Raw genomic sequence first — 21,467 nt, 5'->3', positions numbered from 1 at the left:
CGCATATACCGCAGGCATGAGAAAGGTTGTTAGACCAGCAGTTGGCCCAGGCCAATCATCGACAGGCTGACTACCGATAAAAATAGCCACGACAAGCAGGCCAGGTAGATTGGTTTGATTCCCAGCTGGCTCAGGTTCGACAGGTTTGTCTCTAGCCCCATCGCCACCAGCGATATGCAGAGCAACCACTGATTGCCGTTGAGCACCACGGCCTTGAGCGGCTCGGCCACCCAGCTGAGGCTGTTGACGATGACTAAGAGGCCAAAAAACAGCACAAACCAGGGAATCGGAATCGCCGCCTGTTTCTGTCGGTGGGTTCGCCTGGTCTGCCAGCTCAGGCTGACGATAATGGGCACAATCAGCAGCACCCGCGAGAGCTTGGTGATGGTGGCCAGTTCGCCGCTGATCGCCCCGTTCTGAAAGGCGGTGGCAATCACCTGGGCTACCTCGTGCACCGAGGCCCCGCACCAGAGGCCAAAGGCCTGAGGGCTGAGCTGCAGCAGACTGCCAACCAGGGGATAGGCGAGCATGGCCAGGGTGCCAAAGCCGGTAATGGTGGCGATCGCATAGGTCATATCCTCCTCAGTCCCTTCGATCACCGGGTTAGTGGCCACCACCGCCGAGGCCCCGCAGATCGAGGTGCCCGCCGCAATCAGCTGAGTCAGGCGCGGGTTAACGCCCAAACGCCGCCCCAGCCAGCAGGTCAGATAAAACGTGCTGAGGGTGCCAGCCGTTACCATGGCCAACCCCCAGGGGCCAACGGCCATCACATCGGCCAAACTCAGCCGCAGGCCCAGCAAAATCACCGCCAGCCGCAGCACCCGCTTCATCGCAAACTTGATGCCGGGGCGGTAGGCGGCGGGCACCACGCCCCACTGCCGCCAGCCAATCCCCAGCAGCACGGCGATTAGCAGCGGGTTGAGGGTGTGCAGGTTGCTCAGTCGGTCTAGCCCCAGGGCGATCGCGGCCATCAGCGTCGTCAGCAGCAGCCCCGGCAAAATTGAGCTGCCCTGGGTTTTCCAGTCGCCAGAAGCAGGGCCAAGGGCAGGCACCCCTGGATCAGACTTAGAGGATAGTTTCATGATTTAAAACCGTTTATAGGGTGAGATCAGGCCACCAAAGCCAGCACCGCCACCGTTAGCAAAAGCCCCATCACAAAGCGGCGAAAGAGTGCTTCGTCAACCCGCTTAAAGCACAACTGCCCCAGCAGCTGCCCCAGAAAAAACGCCGGTAACAGGCGGATAAATAGGCCCCCCACCGCCACCGATATCAAGCCGCTGGCCCAGTAAGAGCCCAGAGCAATGACCTGAAGGAGGGCAAAAAAGACAATAAAGTTGGCCCGGTTGGCGGCGGCCAGATTGCGGCTAGACATTTGGTAGAGCACGATCGGCGGGCCACCGATGCCCGCCAGCCCGGTCAAGAAACCGCTGAGCGCCCCTACCGCCCAAGTCCACACCAGGCGAGGCCGGTTGTAGCGACTTTTGCCGCTCAACAGCAGCAGCACAAACCCCAAAATCAGGCCGCCGATGATGCGCCGCAGCAGGGTTGGATCGAGCAGGGCCAGAAAGTGCGCCCCCACCGGCACCATCACTATGGCGCTGACCACCAAAGGCAACACCTGCTGCCACTTGGTCTTTCGCACCGCGCCGGGTACGACCCCAGCCCCAGCCGTCATGTCGATCAGGAGAATGGTCGCTACCACCAGCTGCGGGTTAAATAGCAAACTCAAAGCCGGAGCGAGAATTAGCCCTGAACCAAAGCCAGAGAAGCCTCGGGTAAAGCCTGCGATCGCCACTACCCCCAGGCTGATGAGCCACGTGCTGATGTCCATAGGGGTGCCTCCGGCCAGAGCGAACATTAGAAAAGGATCCTCCGATTGACCAGTTTGAGTCAGGAGTGAGGTATCGGGGGGATCCGAAAGAGGGGATAGGGGGGATGGGTGGGCGGGTGGATGGGTGCATGAACTTTGCACTCCCTCCTTCCTCAGCAAACCGCAGCCAGCTCCTCCACCGCTGCCACCCCAAAGGTCGCATTCAGCCCCAGGGCAATCTGGCCAAAAATCTGGCTCAGGGGGGCATCGGGCAGCTTCATGGGCAGGGGCGTGCCAGCATCGCCCTGTTCGCAGATGCGGGGGTCGATGGGTACCTGACCCCACAGCGGTACTGAGAGATCGGTGGCAATCTGGGCCCCGCCGCCGCTGCCAAAGATCGGCGTCGGTTCGCCGCAGTGGCCGCAGAGCAGGTAGCTCATATTTTCGACCAGACCCAGTACGGGCACACCCACCTGGCGAAACATGTGTACGCTGCGGCGCACGTCGGAGACGGCCACTTGCTGCGGTGTCGTCACCATCACCACGCCGCAGATCGGGCTTTCTTGCACGATGGTGATCTGAGCGTCGCCGGTACCGGGGGGCAGGTCGATCAGCAGGTAATCTAATTCGCCCCAGTCCACCTCATGGAGAAACTGAGTGAGAATTTTGTGCATCACCGGGCCGCGCCAGGCTAGAGGGTGGTCGCCTTTGGCCAGCAGCCCCACCGACATCAGCTTGATGCCGTGGGCCTCTAGGGGCACAAACCGCTGGCCCTCGGGGGTGTCGATCACGCGCACTTCCGAATGGCCCAGGCCCAGCATTTGGGGCACGTTGGGGCCGTAGATGTCGGCATCGAGCAGCCCCACTTTGGCCCCGGTTTTGGCCAGGGCTGCCGCCAGGTTCACAGCCGTGGTCGATTTGCCCACGCCGCCCTTGCCGCTCGACACCGCCAGGGTGGTGCGCACCCCAGGGATGGTGCAGAGCTGGGCGTAGGCTTTTTTGCACCAGGGCAGTTGCCCCAGAGTGTCTTGCACCAATTGCTGCAAATTCAGCTGGTGGCGGCCCACGTAAAGCCGCAGGTAGACGTAGTCATCGACTACTTGCAGGTTGCGCACCATGCCCAGGCTGACCAGGTCGTTGCCCAGGGTGGGCTCGCGCAGGGTTTTGAGCTGGGCGATGACTTCGGCTTTACGGGCGATCGCCTCAGCACTGGGCGCTACCTCAGCGGGGGCCTCAGCAGCGCGGTGAAACGGAGAGGAATGGCTAGACATGGGAGGTTTCCGGCTGAGACTTCTGAATCGCGTCAATGGCCCGCTGGGAGAAAATCCGCACGTCCATATCGGGGTCGTTGAGGGTCTGCTGCAGGGCGGGCAGGGCGTTGGTGTCGGCCAGCTTGCCTAGGGCGGTGGCCGCATCGCGCCGCACGTCGGAGTACTCGTCGGTCAGAGACTTGATCAGCACCGGGAGCGCCTGCACGTCGGGAGTTTTTTGCAGGGCGCGGGCAGTGAACTTGCGCACCTGCCACTCGGGGTCATCCATAGCCTTGACCAGGGATGCGATCGCCGCTGGGTCAGCCAAAATATCCAGCGACTGGGCCGCATTGCGCCGCACCTGCCAGTCGGGGTCATTCGTCAGCAGTTCGCACAGCAGCGGCACCACTTCGGCATCGCTGAGGTGGCCCAGGGTCAGCGCTGTCGCCCGCCGCACCAACTCATCAGGGTCTTTAGCTAAGGCCAGGGCTGGTTCACAGCGCACCACCTGGTTCAGGTAGCGCAGGGTAATCACCGCCGCCTCCCGCAGCTCGGGATTCTCCGACTCAAAAAACGGCAGAATGAACGGCAGCGCCTGGGCATCGTGGATTTTGCGCAGCAGCACCAGCACGTTGAGCTGCGCGTAAACATTGCCCACCTGCAACACATCCAGCAGCTTCATCAGATCGTTGGTGGAAACCAGCTCCTTGAGGGCCGACAGCGCTTCACTGCGGACATTCTCGTGGGGCGAGCTGAGGCACTCGATCAGCGGGTTGATGGCGACTGGGTTGGCAAATTCCCACAGGGTAGTGATGGCAATTTCTTGCACCGTGGGGTTTTCGTCGCTGAGTGCCCCGATCAGGGGCTCGATCGCATCCTCATCGCCCAGGTGTTGCAGAGTTTTGACGGCGACCAGGCGGTTGTCGAGATCGGGCGATCGCAGCAGCTCAACCCACTGGGCAACTTCAGGGTCCATATCGGTGGTGTACATGGTTTGGAGTTTTCTAATGACAGCAGGGTAAGGGAGTGGATGAGTGGGAGAGTGGATGAGTCGGCTTTACCCGCCTACCCGTCTACCCATCCACCCATCTACCTCAGCAAAAACGGAATCTGCACCGTAATCGCCCCCGTGGGGCATTCCTTCTCACAGGGCAGGCAAAACCAGCACTCGTCGTACTTCATGTAGGCTTTGCCGGTTTCAGGGTTTTTCACCAATACATCTAGAGGGCAAACCTCGATGCAGGCGTTGCATTTTTCGAGGCATTTCGATTCGTCAACAATCACGGGTACGTCAACCCGTTGGGTCGTTAAGGCCATGGTTTTTCTTTGGAATGGATAGATTTGTAGTCAGAATGTAGGTTGGGTAGAGCGTTAGCGGAACCCAACAGCGGGAATTGGCGTTGGGTTGCCCTTCGTTTCACCCAACCTACGGGGTCACGGGGTGCAGCACAGGCGGATGGTGGGCGGTGCCCACCTACCGGACGGCGACATCATAAACTTCTTCAACCAGGTCAACATCGACGATATAGGGCTCAACCGGGCGCTTAAATAGCTCCATGTGGCCAGTTTCGCCCTTCTTCAGGTTGACGTGGCAGAACCATTCCTCGTTGTTCTTTTCGGGATAGTCGAGGCGGTAGTGGTAGAGGCCCCAGCGGGTCTCTTTGCGAAACAGGGAGGCGCGGGCGGCCATTTCGGCGCAGTCGCGGATAAAGTGCACCTCCATGCAGCGCATCAGTTCGTGGGGGTCGCGGGCACCCATCAGGCTGAGGGTTTCTTCGTAGGCGACGAATTTTTGCAGGCCGATGTCCATATTGTTGGGCGACTTGGGCGGCTGCAGGTAGTCGTTGACCAGGCGGCGCAGCTTGTACTCCACCTGGGTGTGGGGCACACCGTCGGGCTGTTGCAGGGGTGCGTAGATGCGGGCCTGCTCGGCGGCGAGAAATTCGGGGTCGGGTTCCACATGCTCCAGGTCGCGTACGTAGTCCATCGCATTCTCACCCGCGATGCGACCGTAGACGAAGGCCCCAATCATGTAGTTGTGGGGCACGCTGGCCATATCGCCCGCCGCGTAGAGGCCGGGCACGGTGGTTTCGGCTTTTTCGTTGACCCAGACGCCCGAAGCGCTGTGGCCGCTGCACAGGCCAATTTCGGAGATATTCATCTCGACGCCGTGGGTGCGGTAGCTTTCGCCCCGGCCCTGGTGGAAGCGGCCGCGGCTGGGGCGTTCGTTATCCCACAAAATGGTTTCGATTTCGTTGATGGTGTCGTCGTCGAGGTGGTACATCTTCAGGTGCACTGGGCCTTTGCCGGAGTGCAGCTCCTTGTAGACCTCCAGCATCATCTGGCCGCTCCAGTAGTCGCAGTTGATGAAGCGGTGACCCTCGGCGTTGGCGGTGTAGGCGCCGAAGGGGCTGGCCACGTAGGCGCAGGCGGGGCCGTTGTAGTCTTTGATCAGCGGGTTGATCTGGAAGCACTCGATGTTGGTGAGCTCGGCCCCGGCGTGGTAGGCCATGGAGTAGCCGTCGCCCGCGTTGGTGGGGTTTTCGTAGGTGCCGTAGAGGTAGCCAGAGGCGGGCAGACCCAGGCGACCGCAGGCCCCGGTGCAGAGCACCACCGCCTTGGCCTGAATCACCACCATATTGCCGTTGCGCACGTCGAGACCCACCGCTCCGGTAACGCGACCGTTTTGCACCATGACGCGGGTGGCCATCACCCGGTTGGTGACGTTGACCTTGTGGCGCTTGACCTGGCGGGCCAAAATTTTCTTGAGATCCTTGCCTTCGGGCATGGGCAGCACGTACTTGCCCACCCGGTGCACCTGCTTGAGGTCGTAGTTGCCCTCGTGGTCTTTTTGAAACTTAACGCCCCAGCTTTCCAGTTCTTGAATGACCTCGAAGCCCAGCCGCCCGGTTTCGTAGACGGCCTTCTGGTTGACAATGCCGTCGTTGGCGATGGTGATTTCGCGCACGTACTGCTCGGGGGTAGAGTTGCCTGGAATGACGGCGGTATTGACCCCGTCCATGCCCATGGCGATCGCCCCGCTGCGGCGAATGTTGGCTTTTTCTAAAATCAGCACGTCGCTGTCGGGGCTGGCCTGCTTGGCCTTGATGCCTGCCATCGTGCCTGCGGTGCCACCGCCGACGACTAGAAAATCAGTTTTAAGGTACTGAATGTTCACGTAACCACGTCCTTGGTTTAAACGGCAGTGAAATTGAAATTAATCAAATCCAAGTCCAAAAGAGGAATTTTGACGGCGAGAAAACTAGAGTTCTCAATCTGGACCTGGAATATTGCGGTTAGCTAATGCTTAAATAACGGCAACTAACCCTTGGCTTCTGGGCCTTATGATACGTAGTTTAAAGGAACCCCTCAAAGTGCATCAATGTGGTTTGTAACATTGAATACGGTTTATCCATTACAGCTTTCTATACACTCATCAAAAAAGTAAATGGATTTTAATTCCTGGCCTAAAGATGCGATCTAAAAGCAGTTTGCGAGACAGCTGTGAATAGTTTTTTACTTGCTGGCTAAGGCTTAGATACACGTTTTTGGTGGTTGTGCGATCGCAGTTTTTAGCCCATTTCACACATACAAAACTCAGCAGGCAACTTGAGCCAATAAAAGAATGGAAATTTATCAGCTAAAAGTATTTCTAGAAGTGGCTCGCTGTCTGAGTTTTACCGAAGCAGCCGACGCGCTAAATTTAACCCAGCCAGCCGTGAGCGCCAAAATCAAATGCCTGGAATCTGACCTTGAAACTCCTTTATTTAAGCGGCTGGGTCGGCGCATAGAGCTGACCCAGGCAGGGGCATACCTGCTGGAAGAAGGGCCTAATTTAGTTGAATTAGAAAGCCGCCTGGTAGCGGAAATTGAAGAAATTAAACAGGGCAAATTTAGCACCCTAAAAATTGGCTGCATGCCCGATGTTCTCAGTAACTGGCTGCCATCGGTGTTATATGAATACCGCCGAGTTCATCCCGATGTGCAAACGAAATGTTTTCAGTTCGATACGGTTGAAACACTGTATCGTGCTATCAAGACTGGAGAGGTTGATCTAGGGGTTTCAGATCTAAGCTTTTCGGCTTTTGACGAGATTTTGGGGCTGGCCATTGGCTCCGTTCACTATTCACTGGTAGTGTCCAGCAGTCATCAGCTGGCTCAGCGGCCCTGGCTGAGCCTGAAGGAGTTAACCGATCAGGCCTGGGTCTTGCCGCCCGAGGGCGTGCCGGGTCGCATTATGCTGCAAAAACGAATGCAAGAACTGGGGCTCAATCTCACCGATTTTGCCCATGTCGAAATTGTCGATGCCGCCAGTTTAATGCGCACCTATTTACTCCAGGGTCACTACCTGGGGTTTGTCTCTGACTTTGAATTTCAAATGGAGTGTGAGGCCGGGCTGCTGCGCCGCATTCCCCTAGAAGAATTTGCCCTGGGCACGCCGCTGTTTTTGCTGATGGCTAAGCGGCTGGGTCGCGCCCTGGGGCTAATGGGTCAGCCCGCCGGTCGGGGCAGCCTGGGGGTAGAGCCAATTCGCCAGTTTATAGCTATGGTGCAGGGCCAGCCCGGCGTCATTCTGGGGCATTCCCAGGCACCGTCTCCCAGTCCGTTGGAGGCACCGCTAGCGGCATCCCCTGCTCAAAAGGTACCCCGGTTCCAGGCTCCTAATTTTTTGGTGCGTGCTGGTTCCGCCAGTGGCACCGACACCATTAGCCTCACCATTGGCACCCAAAACCGCACGATTCAAACCGTCACCGCCGGGCTGATTATTCAGCGGCTGGGCTTGCTGGAGCATTTCTTGCCCCGCGAGGGCCGCTACAGTGGGGTGCAGTATCGGCTGCGCTGGTCTGACTATGACTCTGGGGCACCGATTGTGGCCGGGCTGGAGGCCCAGCAGATCGATATTGGCGTCCTGGGCGATTATCCCCTGCTGCTGAGCGCGGCGACCGGTGACAGCACGGCTCCGGCGGCGGGCACCCGCCTGATTAGCTTTGTCGCCAGCAACCTCGATGGCACCGGCAACGACATCATCGTGCCGCAGCACTCGACCCTCGACTGCATCGATGACCTGGCCGGGCGGGTGATTGCGGTGCCCTTTGGCTCGGCGGCCCACGGCATGGTGATGCGATCGCTCCACCACCGCCGCATTCTCAACGCTGTCACCCTCACTTCCAGCGACAGTGCTGGCCCCCAGCGATCAGGCCGCGGCTTGGCCCAGGTAGATGGCTATGCCTACTTCGCCCCGTTTCACGAAATTGCCAGGCACAAGGGCCAGTTTCGTCGCCTGCTGCACCAAAACCTCGACGGGCTGCCCACCTTCCACGGCGTGGTGATTCGCGCCGCCCTGGCCGAGCAGTACCCTGAAATTGCCGTGGCCTACCTGCGATCGCTGCTGGCCGCCCAGTACTGGTACGCCACCCAACCGATGGCCACTACCCTGGTCAGCCGCTGGGTCAATATGGATGCCGCCATTGTGGCCAAAACCCTGCGGGCCAGCACCAGCGATCGCGCCGATGTGGTCTATCTGCCCGAAACCCGGCTGCGCACCGATTGGCTGCAGGCCCACATTCACCAGCTGGGTCAGATTGCCGGGCAAGAACACCTGGGACAGATTAACCTCGATCGCTGGATGCAGCCGGAGTTTTTGGAGCGGGCGATCGCCTCCCTGTAGCCCTGTATCTTACCCACAATGGGCAGGGCAAACGCCGTTTGCCTCTACAGGCACCCCTCCATGCTTTTCATGGTTTCTTCGCGAATGCACTCAAACACCTGGCGGTGCAGGTTGACAAACTCCGCCGAGAGGGTGTCGTCAAAGTGGCGGGGGCGGCGCAGGCCAATGGGTAGCTCGGCCTTGATGTGGCCGGGCTGTACGCCCATAATGCAGATGCGATCGCCCAAAAAGATTGCCTCCTCAATGTCGTGGGTGACAAAAATTACCGTGGTTTTCAGGTCTTCCCAAATATCTAGGAGTAGCTCCTGCATCATGTGCCGGGTTTGGGCGTCGAGGGCGGCAAAGGGCTCATCCATCAGCAGCACCGAGGGCGAGTTGACCAGCGCCCGCACAATGCTGGCCCGCTGCTGCATCCCCCCCGACATCTGGTGCGGGTAGCTGTTGCGGTGCTTGTAGAGCCCCACCCGGTTGAGGTAGTCGTGCACCAGTTCGGTGCGATCGCCCTTGGCCATCCCGCGAATTTTTAGCCCCAGCTCAATGTTTTGAAAGGCCGTTTTCCAGGGTAGAAGTGAATACTGCTGAAATACAAAGCCGCGATCGGCCCCTGGTCGAGTAATCGGTGCCTGATCGACCATCACGTAGCCCGCCGACGGTTTAATAAACCCGGCAATTACGTTCAGCAGCGTCGATTTGCCGCACCCTGATGGCCCCAGCAAACACACAAATTCTCCCGGTTTAATACCCAGCTGAATTTGATTGAGCACATGAATATCCTGGCCTCGGTTGCGAAAGGTGACCGATAAACCCTCTACCTGCACCGCTCCTTTAGTCGTCTTTCGTTGCTCTAACTGCGTCGTCATCACGTCTTAGTCGTCCTTCTGAGTAGCATCAAAAAGTCTTGGTCAATCACAATTTAAGGGTTATAGCTGAGCAAGGTTCGTGGGCGATATTTACCCTACGAGTTACACGCTGCTGCCAACCTTGAACTTGAAACCTAAAAACCCTACTAAACACTGCCCTGTTTTTTAATTACCCGCCAGGGCATCAGCGCTTCCATGGCTCGGCTCACGGCCCAGGAACTGGCGGCCCCCATCAAACCAATCAGCAACATGCCCATTACGATGGGCGGATAGTTCGAGGTAACGTAGGACTCCCAGGTGATGTAGCCAATGCCGTAGCGCCCGGCCAAAATTTCGGCTGTCACTAAGCAGAACCAGGCATTTCCCATACCGATAATCAAACCGCTGGCAATGCTGGGTAGTGACCCCGGCACCACAATGTCTTTGAAGATGTGCCAGGGCCTAGCCCCCAAACACTGCCCTACTCGAATTAGCACCGTATCGCTGAGGGTACTTTCTACCCCACTGATTGTGCTAATTAAAACTGGGAAAAATGCCCCTACAAAGGTGATGAAAATCATCCCGCTCTCAGCGTTGGGGAACATCAAAATAGCTAGAGGAATCCAGGCTACAGCAGGAATGGGGCGCAGCAGTTCTAGAGGCGGCAGCAGCAGATCTTCGACTACGGCGAACCAGCCAATCATAATTCCCAGCAGCACCCCCAATCCAGAGGCTACAACATAGCCCCAAAGCACTCGCCCAATACTGGAGCGAAAATGTACCCAGGGGCTCTCAGTAAAAAAGGTCAGCGTGGCCTTAAATACCTCCACGGGAGAGGGCACAAATTGAAAATTAATGAAAAAGTCGAAGTTGACCGCGCACAGAATTTGCCAGATGCCAAAAAATAGCCCCAGCGCCAGCAGCCGCCGGGCTGAACGGTTGGATAAAAATAGGCTGTTTAAGGCATAGCTCATCTGACTTAGCCAGCGCGAATACCCTATTTGTGGAACCGAAACCGCCATGGTTTGCCTCTCAATTACATCAATACGTGGTAGTTAAAAGCCACAGTAGGGCAAGCAGAGCCCGCTATTCTGCTCTCTGTGACCTACGCTGAGATCCACAAAGTGCAGCGACGGCTACGTTTGGGATGGCTTAGGAAAGAGCGGTCTGCTTGCCTGTGGCTAACTGAATCTGACCGCTATTGCTGAGCCCCTACCAGTACGGGGGTGCGATCGGCATAGAGCTCTTGCAAGCCCCTAAAGGCCGTCATTTGGCCACCTGTGGATGAGGCGTAGGTCTGGGCGTCGGCTTCGACTAAGAAGGCCGCGACCTCATCGCCATTGCTGACGAAGTAGGCGTTTTCGGCAAACAGCTTCCAGCCATTGTTGTAGTCGTGCACAAACATAACGTCGGCGGCTTTACCTTCAGCTTGCAGGGCCGAAAGGGCTTTTACCATATTTGCGATCGAAGCATAGTTAGCCACTTTTTCTTCTCCCTGTACCCAAAGCTGAGCCGCCTGTTTGGGGTTCTCAATCGCTTCTCCGGTCAGGGCATCTTTACCGGTAATTTGATAAGCTTCTGCGGTAGCAATGACTTCGTCGTAGTTCAGCCCTAGTTCTTCCATAGCTGTGCGCAGGTAGCTTTCGTCAATCCAGTTGACGACCTCTTCTGGGGCCACAGGTTTTTCAATTTTGCCCAGGCTGGTTAGAGTGGCAATGCTGTTCTTTAACGCACTGATCTGTACCTCACGAATCGTTGGATCTAGAGGCTGCAGACCAGAGGGGCCTAAGAACATATAAACTACTTCTTTTTCAATGCCTGACCACTCTTCGATCTGGGCAGAAATGCCTTCGGGATCGGCCCGAAACATTTGGTTAGCTTCAAGCACCGCCTTCAGGTAGGCCACGACAATTTCGGGATATTCTTCAGCGAAATCAGAGCGTACCGTAATGCCGTGCAGAGTCGGAACTCCGGTCTGTGCGCCGTCAAAGATTTTTTTGGCAAACCCTCGAAAAGGAAACAGTTCACCAAAGGGCACAAAGTCGGCATGGGCGTCGATTTGCCCAGTGCGCAAGCTAGAACCCCCTACTTCAGGAGCCTGACTAATTAACTCAACATCGGTTTCGGGGTCTAGCCCCGCATCGGTTAGCGCCTTGAGCACCATTCCGTGAGCGGCTGAGCCAAAGGGAACTGAAACCGTGCCGCCCTTTAGATCGGCCAAAGAGGTAGCGTCGCTATCTTTGGGCACTACCACTGCATTGCCGGCCCCGTTAGGGCTGTAGGCTAGGGTACCAATGAAGATTGAGTCGGCATCGGCGGCTTCTTGCTGAAACTTGATCAAATTAATAACGGCTGGAAAGTCACCCATCAGGCCAATATCAATTTGATTGGCCAGCATTTTGTTGGTAATAGGAGGGCCAGACGTATAGCTAGACCATTGAATATCGTAATCTACACCCTCATACTTGCCGTCAGTTGGCAAATGTTTTTCTAAAAGCTCTAGCTCGCGGACTGTGGCCCCACCTACGGCAGTATTAATAACCTGGTCTTGAGTGCCGATCGCAATTCTAATTACCTTACCAGCATTGCTGCCTGAACCTGTAGATTCGCCACCAGCGCTGTCTTCAACCGTTGAACAAGCTCCCATGAAGACAACGGAAGTTATTAATAACCCTGAGGTGATTTTTTTGCGAGACCAACTTAATAAGTAGCGCATTTTTTGCCTGTCTCCAACTCATATGAAACCCATTTATTCCATCAAGCTTAGATAGAGACTGTAAACCGAGATACATCTTGATCATCCCAGTTCTTTTACCCATAAAATTATTTTTTAGATCTATACAATTCGCTTATAAAAAGCAAAAAACGACATTCTTTAGTCGATTATGCGTAGCGCCAAAGAGCTTGATGGCGCTGTGCTGTCTCCAAATATCGTCGTTTTAGCAGGTGGGTTAATTCAACTGTAGGATGGGTTGGCGCTAGCGTAACCCATGTAGGCATCGGTTTACGGCCTTAGGGCAGGCTTTGCCAACGCGCCTCAATCAACCTACATAGTTTTGATAGTTGACTGCGCCTTTCTACTTAGTCTTGATGCTGTTGCTCAGCAGACTTAGAAGATGAGTAGCTTAGAAAACTGGCCATTGAGACAGTAAGGGCCGACTGTTGAAAACGCTTGCGTGCCTGATAGCACACTGGCACACAGCTTGTAGTCACTAGCTGATGCCCTCAGCGACTGAGCCGATGCAATACCTGCAGGTAACGCCAACAGTTAATGTCTGCCCTACTGTCGAGGTCGCCACAGCCGCCCTTTTTTAGACTGAAAGTCCATCTTTACTGGCAGAAAACACCATGGCTAACCCCGAAACTCGTCAAGATACCAACCTCTCCGATTCTGTAGCCCAAAACCCTGGAGCTAGGAAGGTCGCTACTAAAAACAACCCCGAAATTGGCCAGCAAGAGGCCCGCAACGCTAGCGCAGGCGAAAGTCCCAACGCCGCCGGAGGCGAAACCCCCAGCACCGCTGAAGACCACGTTCCCGCCGAGTCCAGTCCTGAGGCCAGCGATTTGCCCACCGCCAACCGCCCCACCCCCGACTAGCCCACTATCCAGTGAGCGATCTTGATTCCTGAGTAGCCGGGGTATTACGGTTTAATGCCCCGGCCAGTTTTAGGGCAATTTTTTTGCTGGCCAAAGGTTTCGATTGATGAACCGAGCCCTAGAAAAAGCCTAGATTTCGTCTGTATGGTGCGAATCAGTTGGACTTTTTGTTGTCTTGTATACATTAATCAACGTTTACCGCGAAAAAATCATGCTCAAAACTTACCTGATTCCCGCCCTGACCACGGGCGCACTGATGATGGCGTTGGTGGCCTGTCAACCCTCTACTACAACCCCAGAGGTGGTTCCACCCGCCCCAGAAGAGCCGACTCAGACACCTGGCGCTGACGATGCGGGGGGCGATATTGAGAGCGATCGCGCGGCCTACAGCGAAATTCCCGTTCCTGAAGGGGCCGTGGGCGCAAACCCTACCGACGTTGCCCTCGCCACCTTTGGCAGCACCGAACCGGGAGAGGGCAACTTTGAAGAAGAGGCTGAGCTAATCGAGCAAACCGACGACCAGGCGCTGGTTGTTCTGACTCAAACAGGGCTGGCTGACGACTCCGTCAACGGTATGCGCTATCGCCTGGAGTTTGTGCCCGAGGGCGACCAGTGGCAACTCGACTGGGCGGGTCGGCAGGTGCGCTGTCAGCAAGGTCGCGGCTCCCAGGAGTGGACTACTGAGCTGTGTAGTTAAGCAAACTGGGGCCGAAGATTATTCTTCGTTAAGTCCGTTAAGACTGCTAAAGCACGCGGTTGCCGCAGGCTCCATCGCCTAAGGATTCGGGAAAAAGGCTTTTCGGATACCGTTCTATAGCACCCACTCAGCGCATTGGCATTCTTACCAGTAGCGGTACTGCCCCGGCCTGCGGGTTTAAATACCCGTCGGCCTCAACAGTATTTTGCCATTGCATAGGTTCAAATTATCTAAAGAACAAGATTTACCAAGCTTTCAAATCTATAAAAGTTTAATTCAAGGCAAAACAAGCATATTAAATATTCATTGACCAACCATATTAAGTTTTAGTTTTTCTTGGCAAACACTTGAATTTTCAATTATAAAATAGGTCTAGGTCAAAAAGCTTTCTCAGTAGAAAGGTAAAAGGCAAATCGGTAGACGTCTGAATTATAGGTAGATGCGTCGAGTGCTAGCCTAGCGCATTTAACTTTCCTGTCGGCAGGTTGTGTCTTGCCGATAACAGACCCTTTAAGGTCGTTTAAGGTCGTTTAATTTAGGCTTCTCCTCAAATTAGCCTCAAAAGGCTCGGCTTTTAACAAAAACCAAAAGGTGATAACCATGAAAATCTTTCTGATTTCTGGCTTAATGATGGCGATCGCTACGTTGACTATAGCTCCTTTGACCAGAGCTTCTCAGGCCAATATGAAGAGTCTAGCAGCCGACTTAAACGGGGACGGCACGGTCACCTTGATTGAGCTACAACAATATAATCGGGATCATCGGGGGGATAACCATAGCTGATCAATATCTAAGTTGATTTTTTTGGTGGTTTGTTTTTTGCCTAACCGCTAAACCTTCAGGAATGCTTAAGCTCCCTGAAGGTTTAACGCATTCTATTAGGATGAAAAAACTTTAACTTAGGCCTATAGTCAGGTGTTTTGAATCAAACCAACTTCGGTCAAATTATTTTGAGACAACACCATGCTGAGAGCCTACCTAGTTCCTGCCCTAGCCACAGGCGTACTGATGATGGCGCTGGTGGCCTGTCAACCCTCTACTACAACCCCAGAGGTAGTTCCACCCGCCCCAGAAGGGCCGACTCAGACACCAGGGCTATATTAGGAGGCAATCTGCCCCTTGCTGCGCCCACTGTGCCAGATTCCTCAATTACTCACCGATCGCCTCTTGCTTCAGCGCGTCGGCGGGCGCTATCGCTTCATTCACAAGTTGGTGCAAGAGCACTTTGCCGCCATGCCACTGAAATCGCGATGAGATTCGAGCCCTACTATTTTGTCTGGTCGGTTGTATTGTTCCTGGTCGAGCTGTGCATCGCCATTTTTGTCGATGATGCCTTGATTCGGCCCTATGTAGGCGATGTGCTGGTGGTGATTTTGGTTTATGCGGTGGTGCGGGCGTTTTTTAGAGTTGCCATTCTGCCTGCGGCGATCGCGGTGCTGCTCTTTGCCTTTGGGGTTGAGATACTGCAATATTTCAACATTGTGGAGGTGCTGGGGCTAGGGTCGTCGGCGATCGCCCGCACCGTCATTGGCACCACCTTTGTCTGGGAAGATCTGGTGGCCTACACCGTGGGCATCGTCATCTTGCTCGCTTTGGAAAGGGCGGTTGGGCGGTACAAACGAGAGTGGTATGTCGTTATTTGACAGATCGGTAGCCTTTGTTACGGCTCTTGATAAGACTGTTAAAGAACTGTTGAAAAGCGGTTCCATCCATAACCATTGGCCTGAGGATGGCGGTATAGCAAACGCTAGCTAGCTTGGGGCCGCCCGTGGTTTGGCGTTATCAACCTGCCCCCTTGACCGGCTTTGGGTCAAATTGTTGTGTCTTGAGCTATCTAGCCTGCGCTTCTTCTGCTCCGGAGAGCCTTTTTAATATGGACGATATTCAGCGCATTGGCATTCTCACCAGCGGCGGCGACTGCCCCGGCCTTAACGCCGTGATTCGAGCGGTAGTCAAGTGCGCCAACCGGCGCGGGTGGGATGTGATTGGCATTCCCTACAGCACCGACGGGTTTATGCAGGTGGTCGATGGCAAGTACGACCCCGACCACCTGCGCCTCACCGACCACGGCTACGACATTCCCGGCATTTTGCAGGGGCTCGACGTGCTGCAATTTCTCAGCGGCACCATTCTGGGCTCGCTTAACAAAGGCCACCCCGGCAACCCCGACGCGATCGCCAAAATTTTGGCGGGCTACGAAAAACTCAACCTGGATGCGCTGATTGCGATCGGCGGCGACGGCAGCCTCGACATCATCTACGACCTGGCCCAGCGCGGCGGCTGGAACCTGATCGGCATTCCCAAAACCATCGACAACGACGTGCCCTTCACCGAAAAATCGATCGGCTTTAACACCGCCGTACAGACCGTCAACAGCGCCCTCTACGACCTCACTTTTACCGCCGCCAGCCACGATCGCGTCATGGTGGTCGAAGTCATGGGCCGCGACGCGGGGCACCTCGCCCTCCACGGCGGCATTGCGGGCGGGGCCGATGTCATCCTGATTCCTGAACTGGTGCCCGAGCTAAACCCGCTGGTGGTGACGCAGATTTGCCAGCACATCGCCGAGCTGCGCCAGCGGGGCCGCAAGTTTGCCCTGGTGGTGGTGGCCGAGGGCGTTCACGGCGAAGACGGTAAACCCATGCACCTGATTGGCGAATACCTGGCTACCGCCATCTCCGATCGCAGCCGTACCCTCTGCCAAACTGGCGACAGCGCCTACTGCGACATGGACCAGGTCGAAACCCGCGCCATGGTGCTGGGCCACATTCAGCGCAGCGGCATTCCCACCGCCAGCGATCGCCTGCTGGCCTCGGCCTTTGGCCGCAAAGCGGTAGACCTGATCGCCGAAGGCCGCTACAACCGCATGACGGTGTGGGAGGCAGGCCGAGTGCGTTCCAAAAACCTCGATGACGTAATCGCCACCGTGCGCAGCTGCCACCAGCGCGGCGTCTGCCCCAGCCCGGTCGAAACCGACAGCACTATGGTCAAAGTGGCCCGGTCCTTAGGAATTTACGTGGGCGACTCCGACACCCTGCCCGACCCTAATGCTGTCATGCAGGAGGCGCATGAGGTATCGGCGCTGGTCTAGCCTACCCGCCGGGGCAAATGGCATTTGCCCAGCCCTAACCTGTGCTCAGACCGCGATTTGACCACAGCTACCTTCCTTAGGGCGCAAAGTTTGCGCCCTAAGGAAGGTAATCTTCGGGTAATCAGGCGGCAGGAGAATGCCCAAAATACTGAATCTCCACCTCGCGGTTTAGGGCTTTGGCCAACACCTGGCGATCGCGCTGGGCAGCCCAAATTTCTAGATCCAGGTTGTCGGTGCCAACTACGCCAATCGTCAAAACATCCTTTGAGATCTGGCAGGACACGGACTTAACTCGCTGGTTCTTCGTTTTGTCTAAGCTGACCGCTATTCGGAGCAGGCCCGAGAGGGTTTGCACAATCTGGCGCTGGGGCTTGGATAGTGCTTTGAAGCGCTTGTGCTTTTTAGTCGGAGCCGATTTGCAGTGGTAGCGGGTTAACATTGCAATCAATAAAATTTCTTCGTCGGTAAAGCCGCGAGGGTTGGTGCGATTGATAATGTAGCGCGAGTTTTTGTGGTGTTTGCGATAGGAAATAAACTGCCCAATATCGTGGAACAGGGCCGAAAACTTGAGCAAATCGCGCTCAAATTCACCGTAGCCGTGCAGCGCCTGAGTTTGATCAAACAGCTGCAGGGCCAGCTCAGCTACATGCTGATTGCGGGGCCAGTCAGACTCATATTTCTGCACTAGCTGAGCGGCCTTGCGATCGCGCAAATTGGTTTCCGGCGGAAAGGACGGCACCTCCTGGGAATGGCGCTGCAGGTAGTCTAAAATCATGCCCTCCCGCAGGGAGGCATCGCAGAGAATAATCTCTTTAACCTCGACCATCTCCAGCAGCTTGACCAGCAAAATGCCGCCCAGGTGAATGGCGTCTGCCCGTTTGTCGCTAATGCCTTCAAACTTGGCCCGGTTGGCCAGCCTGGTTTCGAGCAGTTCGTCGGTGAGAGCTTTGATATCTTTTAGCCGCACCGTTTCGGCGTTGACCGATCGTAGCGCGTCTCCCCCCGCTGCTCGGTAGGCCGCTTCCCCCAGCGAGCGAATGGTGCCCGAGGTGCCGATCACCCGGTCAAAGCCCAGCTCGCGAATCTGGTCGATGGCCTGCTGAGCCACAAATTCAATGTGAGACTCCAGCACGTGGCGACCTTCGCGCCCCACGGAGCCTTTATCCTCAAACATATCCAGCAGGCGCAGCACCCCCAGCGGCAGGCTGTCGCTAAACAAAACGTCTCGCCGATTGCCGATCACGGCCTCTGTACTGCCGCCGCCAATGTCGAAGACCAGCGCGTTTTCATCCGCCAGCGCAATAGAATTTCGCACGGCCAAAAAAATCAGCCGCGCCTCTTCTCGACCAGAAATAATTTTGGGAGCCAGCCCGGTTTGGCGCGCCACCTGGCTTAAAAACGCCTCGCCATTCTGCGCTTCTCGAATGGCGCTGGTCGCCGCCGTAATCACCTGATCTACCCCCACCTGTTCGGCCAGCTGAACGTAGCGATCGATGGTGGCCAGGCCGGTGTCAAAGGCGCGATCGCTGAGGCGATGGGTGGCAAACACCCCAGCCCCAAGCTTGACCATCTCCTTTTCGCGCTCGATGACGTCAAAGTTTTGCTGCGACAGCACCTCCACAATAATCATGTGAATGGAGTTAGTGCCAATGTCGATCGCCGCGAGTTTCATAGGTGGCCTAAGGCGTCAGCTTTGATCATCATGACGCCATTCGCGATAGTTCGCTCATCGGGCCGTAAAGCCGCTAGCGAAAATACCCGAGCTTTTTGCTTTCTCGCCAGGTCGCAGACCCTGCGATCGCGCCGTTCTCAAAAGGTCAGCGTCGGAAACTCGTTTACATCAAACTCAAAGCAGTGCCGCCCCTCGGGGTGCTGCCAGCGCTGGGCTTCGGGGGTAGGATTTCGATTGCTGAGGCGATGGGTGCTGCTGTCGGTATCAAAGGTAGCGCAGAGTTCAAAGGTGCGATCGCTCAGCCTTATGTATTCGTAGGGCTGGTTGGTCAACGGGTCGTAGCGTAAGTTTTCGGGTTCCAGGGTGGTGGGCAGCGGAATATCGCTGTTCGTTCCCAGGTAGCGCTCGTGGAGCTGCTGGGCCAGGGTGGCAATATCCTGCAGTCGCTGGCGATCGGCGGCGATGTCTCGCTGACGCCCCGGCGTACCCAGCACCCAAAAACCCGCTGCGATCGCCGCAATCACCGCCGCCGTTGCCACTCCGGCAAAGGCCCGATCAAAACCTTGACTCTCTGAGACGCTAGCCATACTCTCTCTCCGGCCTCAATTCAAAGTTCAAAGTTCAACATTAAAAGTGCAAAATTCAGGGCCAAACCGCCATTTTGAATTCTGTATTTTGAACCCTTCCAATTCACCCTGCGCCCTGCACCCTCAACCCCTTCGGAGCCGGTTTGCGCCGAATCCAGTCGAAGTAATACCACAGCACGCCGCCGTCGAGCACCAGCACCACCAGCACCTTGAGCAAAAAGCGCAGCGTCAGTTCGCCCCGCAAAAACGAAGTCAAAAAGGCAATTACCGCCCCAATGGCGATGATGGTGGCGATCAGCAGGGTCAGGTAGGTCAGCCACTTGCGCACACCCGAAAAATACTTTTCGCGGTGGGCCGCCAGGTCGCGGTTGATCTGCCGCATCAGCCCCAGGTACACCGGGTAGGCCACAATCAGCCGCGCCAGGGCAAAGGCGACCTGCCACGACGGGTCGCCGTAGTAGTTGTTCAAGCTGTCGGGGATCAGATGATTGATGAAAATAAACGCCATCTCCCCCAGCGCCTGAATCCAGATGCCCAGGGTGACAAAGGCCAGCAGGTAGAAAAACGCATCCCTTGCCAGCTCGCCCGATCCGCCGCGCGGCGTAGGCATGGGGCGACCCACCAGCCCTTCGTACACCTCAAAAAAGGCTCGCTCGACCTCGCGGGAAGGCCAGCCGTAGTCGCGCAGCAGCCTGCTGATAAACTCGTCGGTTGCGCCGCGATCGCGCGCCAGCAGAATAAACTGCACCAGCTCGCTACGGCTGTCGGGGGGTGAAGGAATATCTGTGCTCATGGCCCTACGGTAATGCGCTAGGAATACCCTGACTATACCTATCGAGCCACCTGTTTAACTGGTCTGTAAAATCTGGAAACAGACTGCATGGCTTGGGCTAAGGCCGGTTTGATGGCGAGCGGCCAACGCGGTGCAGATGGGCGATGACGAGTTCCATGCCGCTAGCGGTGCCGACAATCAACGCGATCGCAGCCCGGCTGCCTGCAATAAAAAATCAGCCTCTACTAAAAACAGAGGCTGAGGTGACAAGAGGTCGGTTAAAGGGGGCGAGTCTCTGGCTATTTCCCAAAGGCTAGCCTGCTAGAGCACCCGCCCCTCCAGCCATTAAGCCCAGCCAGCGCGATCGGTAATGCGCAGGGCTTCGGGGTTGTTGCGGCCAAACACCGAGGCATTCAGCGGGTCTTCTTTGAAGTCGCCAAAGCTGGCCACCACCGAGTCCACCGCCACGCCTGCGACCACGGGGTACTCGTTGTTGCCTTCCGCAAAAATGCGCTGGGCTTCGGGGCTGGCCAGGTACTCTAGAAACTGCACCGCCGCCTCAGCATTGGGGGCCGTCTTGACCACCCCGGCCCCGCTGATGTTGACGTGGGTGCCGCGCCCGTTAGCGCCATCCTGGTTGGGGAAAAACACCCCTAGACCCTCGGCCACAGCCTGATCTTCAGCACTGTCAGACTTGAGCAGGCGGGCAAAGTAGTAGGTGTTAGAAATGGCGATATCGCCCAAACCGGCTGCCACCGCCTTAATTTGGTCGGTGTCGCCGCCCTCGGGGGGGCGGGCAAAGTTGGCCACCAGCCCCCGCGCCCACTCCTCGGTTGCTTCGGCCCCGTGGGCGGCAATCATTGAGCCGACCAGCGACTGATTGTAGATATTGGTCGAGCTACGCACCAAAATGCGCCCCCGCCACTTCGGATCGGCCAGGTCTTCGTAGGTGGAGAGGTCGGCGGGGTCTACGGTGTCTTTGTTGTACACCAGCACTCGCGCCCGCTTGGTCAGGCCGTACCACAGACCGTCGGGGTGGCGCAGGTTTTCGGGAATCGCCTCATTCAGCACGGAGGAGGTGATCGGCTGGAACATATCCTCCTGCTCGGCGCGCCACAGACGCCCAGCATCGACGGTCATGAGAATGTCGGCGGGGCTGTTTTGCCCTTCGCTCTTGATCCGCTCGATCAGCTGGTCGGCTTCGGCCTCGACTACGTTGACGCGAATGCCAGTCGCCTCCCGGAACCCTTCGTAAAGCTGGTCGTCGGTGTCGTAGTGGCGCGACGAGTAGAGATTGACGGCTCGACCCCGACCAAAGCCAAACTGAGCATTGGCGGGGCGCTGGCGCAGCTGGCCCAGGGCGACAGCGGTAGCGGCAGCACCCGCCCCCAAAAATGTACGTCTTCCTAATTTCATAGGGTGTTACCTCAAAAAATCGAACCTCAACAGAGCCATGGGCACCTCGGGTGGACCTCAGGTCATTG

Annotated in this window: 20 protein-coding genes; 7 read left to right on the top strand and 13 right to left on the bottom strand. The window is 56.5% G+C overall.

Annotation, left to right across the window (positions count from 1 at the left end; translation table 11 throughout):
- Positions 1-29: 29 nt before the first annotated feature.
- From ACQ4N7_RS09030 to ACQ4N7_RS09005, 6 genes are all read right to left on the bottom strand, one after another.
- Positions 30-1,082, bottom strand: a complete 1,053-nt coding sequence (locus ACQ4N7_RS09030) for a YeiH family protein (protein WP_430711277.1) — start codon at positions 1,080-1,082, stop codon at positions 30-32.
- A 26-nt stretch (positions 1,083-1,108) separates the two neighbouring features.
- A complete protein-coding gene (locus ACQ4N7_RS09025; protein WP_430711276.1) occupies positions 1,109-1,831 on the bottom strand; it encodes a sulfite exporter TauE/SafE family protein in 723 nt (240 codons plus the stop codon).
- Positions 1,832-1,983: 152 nt separating this feature from the next.
- Entirely contained in the window at positions 1,984-3,081 is a 1,098-nt protein-coding gene (locus ACQ4N7_RS09020) for a P-loop NTPase (protein ID WP_430711275.1), read from the bottom strand.
- On the bottom strand, positions 3,074-4,036 hold the full coding sequence (locus ACQ4N7_RS09015) for a HEAT repeat domain-containing protein (RefSeq protein ID WP_430711274.1): 963 nt from the start codon (positions 4,034-4,036) through the stop codon (positions 3,074-3,076). The genes ACQ4N7_RS09020 and ACQ4N7_RS09015 overlap by 8 nt, the downstream gene beginning before the upstream one ends.
- 113 nt (positions 4,037-4,149) lie before the next feature.
- Positions 4,150-4,377, bottom strand: coding sequence for a 4Fe-4S dicluster domain-containing protein (locus tag ACQ4N7_RS09010; protein WP_017301328.1), 228 nt, complete (start codon positions 4,375-4,377; stop codon positions 4,150-4,152).
- 157 nt (positions 4,378-4,534) lie between these two features.
- Positions 4,535-6,238 carry a fumarate reductase/succinate dehydrogenase flavoprotein subunit gene (locus tag ACQ4N7_RS09005; RefSeq protein WP_430711273.1) on the bottom strand — a complete coding sequence of 568 codons (1,704 nt, stop codon included), beginning with the start codon at positions 6,236-6,238 and terminating at the stop codon, positions 4,535-4,537.
- A gap of 447 nt (positions 6,239-6,685) precedes the next feature.
- Here ACQ4N7_RS09005 and ACQ4N7_RS09000 point away from each other — a divergent pair, with 447 nt between their 5' ends.
- Positions 6,686-8,728: a LysR family transcriptional regulator gene (locus tag ACQ4N7_RS09000; protein ID WP_430711272.1), complete on the top strand. Its 2,043-nt coding sequence runs from the start codon at positions 6,686-6,688 to the stop codon at positions 8,726-8,728.
- Positions 8,729-8,772: 44 nt separating this feature from the next.
- Here the strand turns inward: ACQ4N7_RS09000 and ACQ4N7_RS08995 are convergent, their stop codons facing one another.
- From ACQ4N7_RS08995 to ACQ4N7_RS08985, 3 genes are all read right to left on the bottom strand, one after another.
- Positions 8,773-9,588 (bottom strand): ABC transporter ATP-binding protein, encoded by an 816-nt coding sequence (locus tag ACQ4N7_RS08995; RefSeq protein WP_430711271.1) that lies wholly within the window; start codon positions 9,586-9,588, stop codon positions 8,773-8,775.
- A gap of 146 nt (positions 9,589-9,734) precedes the next feature.
- Positions 9,735-10,541, bottom strand: coding sequence for an ABC transporter permease (locus ACQ4N7_RS08990; protein ID WP_430711270.1), 807 nt, complete (start codon positions 10,539-10,541; stop codon positions 9,735-9,737).
- 224 nt (positions 10,542-10,765) lie between these two features.
- The gene (locus ACQ4N7_RS08985; RefSeq protein WP_430711269.1) at positions 10,766-12,214 is read right to left on the bottom strand and encodes an ABC transporter substrate-binding protein; all 1,449 of its coding nucleotides are present in this window, start codon (positions 12,212-12,214) and stop codon (positions 10,766-10,768) included.
- 701 nt (positions 12,215-12,915) lie between these two features.
- On the opposite strand from ACQ4N7_RS08985, the gene ACQ4N7_RS08980 reads away from it, so the two are divergent.
- The 6 genes from ACQ4N7_RS08980 to ACQ4N7_RS08955 all read left to right on the top strand — a co-directional run bounded on the left by ACQ4N7_RS08980 (position 12,916) and on the right by ACQ4N7_RS08955 (position 16,952).
- Positions 12,916-13,164, top strand: a complete 249-nt coding sequence (locus ACQ4N7_RS08980) for a hypothetical protein (RefSeq protein ID WP_430711268.1) — start codon at positions 12,916-12,918, stop codon at positions 13,162-13,164.
- A gap of 211 nt (positions 13,165-13,375) precedes the next feature.
- Complete coding sequence (locus ACQ4N7_RS08975; RefSeq protein WP_430711267.1) at positions 13,376-13,861, top strand: hypothetical protein; 486 nt, start codon at positions 13,376-13,378, stop codon at positions 13,859-13,861.
- Positions 13,862-14,824: 963 nt separating this feature from the next.
- Positions 14,825-14,965, top strand: coding sequence for a hypothetical protein (locus ACQ4N7_RS08970; protein ID WP_430711266.1), 141 nt, complete (start codon positions 14,825-14,827; stop codon positions 14,963-14,965).
- A 15-nt stretch (positions 14,966-14,980) separates the two neighbouring features.
- Entirely contained in the window at positions 14,981-15,115 is a 135-nt protein-coding gene (locus ACQ4N7_RS08965) for a hypothetical protein (RefSeq protein WP_430711398.1), read from the top strand.
- The gene (locus ACQ4N7_RS08960; RefSeq protein WP_430711265.1) at positions 15,112-15,504 is read left to right on the top strand and encodes a DUF2809 domain-containing protein; all 393 of its coding nucleotides are present in this window, start codon (positions 15,112-15,114) and stop codon (positions 15,502-15,504) included. Before ACQ4N7_RS08965 ends, ACQ4N7_RS08960 begins: the two co-directional genes overlap by 4 nt.
- A 230-nt stretch (positions 15,505-15,734) precedes the next feature.
- Entirely contained in the window at positions 15,735-16,952 is a 1,218-nt protein-coding gene (locus tag ACQ4N7_RS08955) for an ATP-dependent 6-phosphofructokinase (RefSeq protein WP_430711264.1), read from the top strand.
- Between the two features lie 121 nt (positions 16,953-17,073).
- Here ACQ4N7_RS08955 and ACQ4N7_RS08950 read toward each other — a convergent pair whose 3' ends face one another.
- The 4 genes from ACQ4N7_RS08950 to ACQ4N7_RS08935 all read right to left on the bottom strand — a co-directional run bounded on the left by ACQ4N7_RS08950 (position 17,074) and on the right by ACQ4N7_RS08935 (position 21,399).
- Positions 17,074-18,624, bottom strand: coding sequence for an HD domain-containing protein (locus tag ACQ4N7_RS08950; protein ID WP_430711263.1), 1,551 nt, complete (start codon positions 18,622-18,624; stop codon positions 17,074-17,076).
- A 137-nt stretch (positions 18,625-18,761) separates the two neighbouring features.
- Complete coding sequence (locus ACQ4N7_RS08945; protein WP_430711262.1) at positions 18,762-19,211, bottom strand: hypothetical protein; 450 nt, start codon at positions 19,209-19,211, stop codon at positions 18,762-18,764.
- A gap of 103 nt (positions 19,212-19,314) precedes the next feature.
- Entirely contained in the window at positions 19,315-20,004 is a 690-nt protein-coding gene (locus ACQ4N7_RS08940; RefSeq protein ID WP_430711261.1) for a DUF5671 domain-containing protein, read from the bottom strand.
- A gap of 324 nt (positions 20,005-20,328) precedes the next feature.
- Positions 20,329-21,399 (bottom strand): Fe(3+) ABC transporter substrate-binding protein, encoded by a 1,071-nt coding sequence (locus ACQ4N7_RS08935; RefSeq protein ID WP_430711260.1) that lies wholly within the window; start codon positions 21,397-21,399, stop codon positions 20,329-20,331.
- Positions 21,400-21,467 lie beyond the last annotated feature (68 nt).

It is taken from the genome of Nodosilinea sp. AN01ver1, assembly GCF_050565655.1.
Taxonomy (GTDB): domain Bacteria; phylum Cyanobacteriota; class Cyanobacteriia; order Phormidesmidales; family Phormidesmidaceae; genus Nodosilinea.
This window is presented reverse-complemented; position numbering and strand designations above follow the sequence as displayed.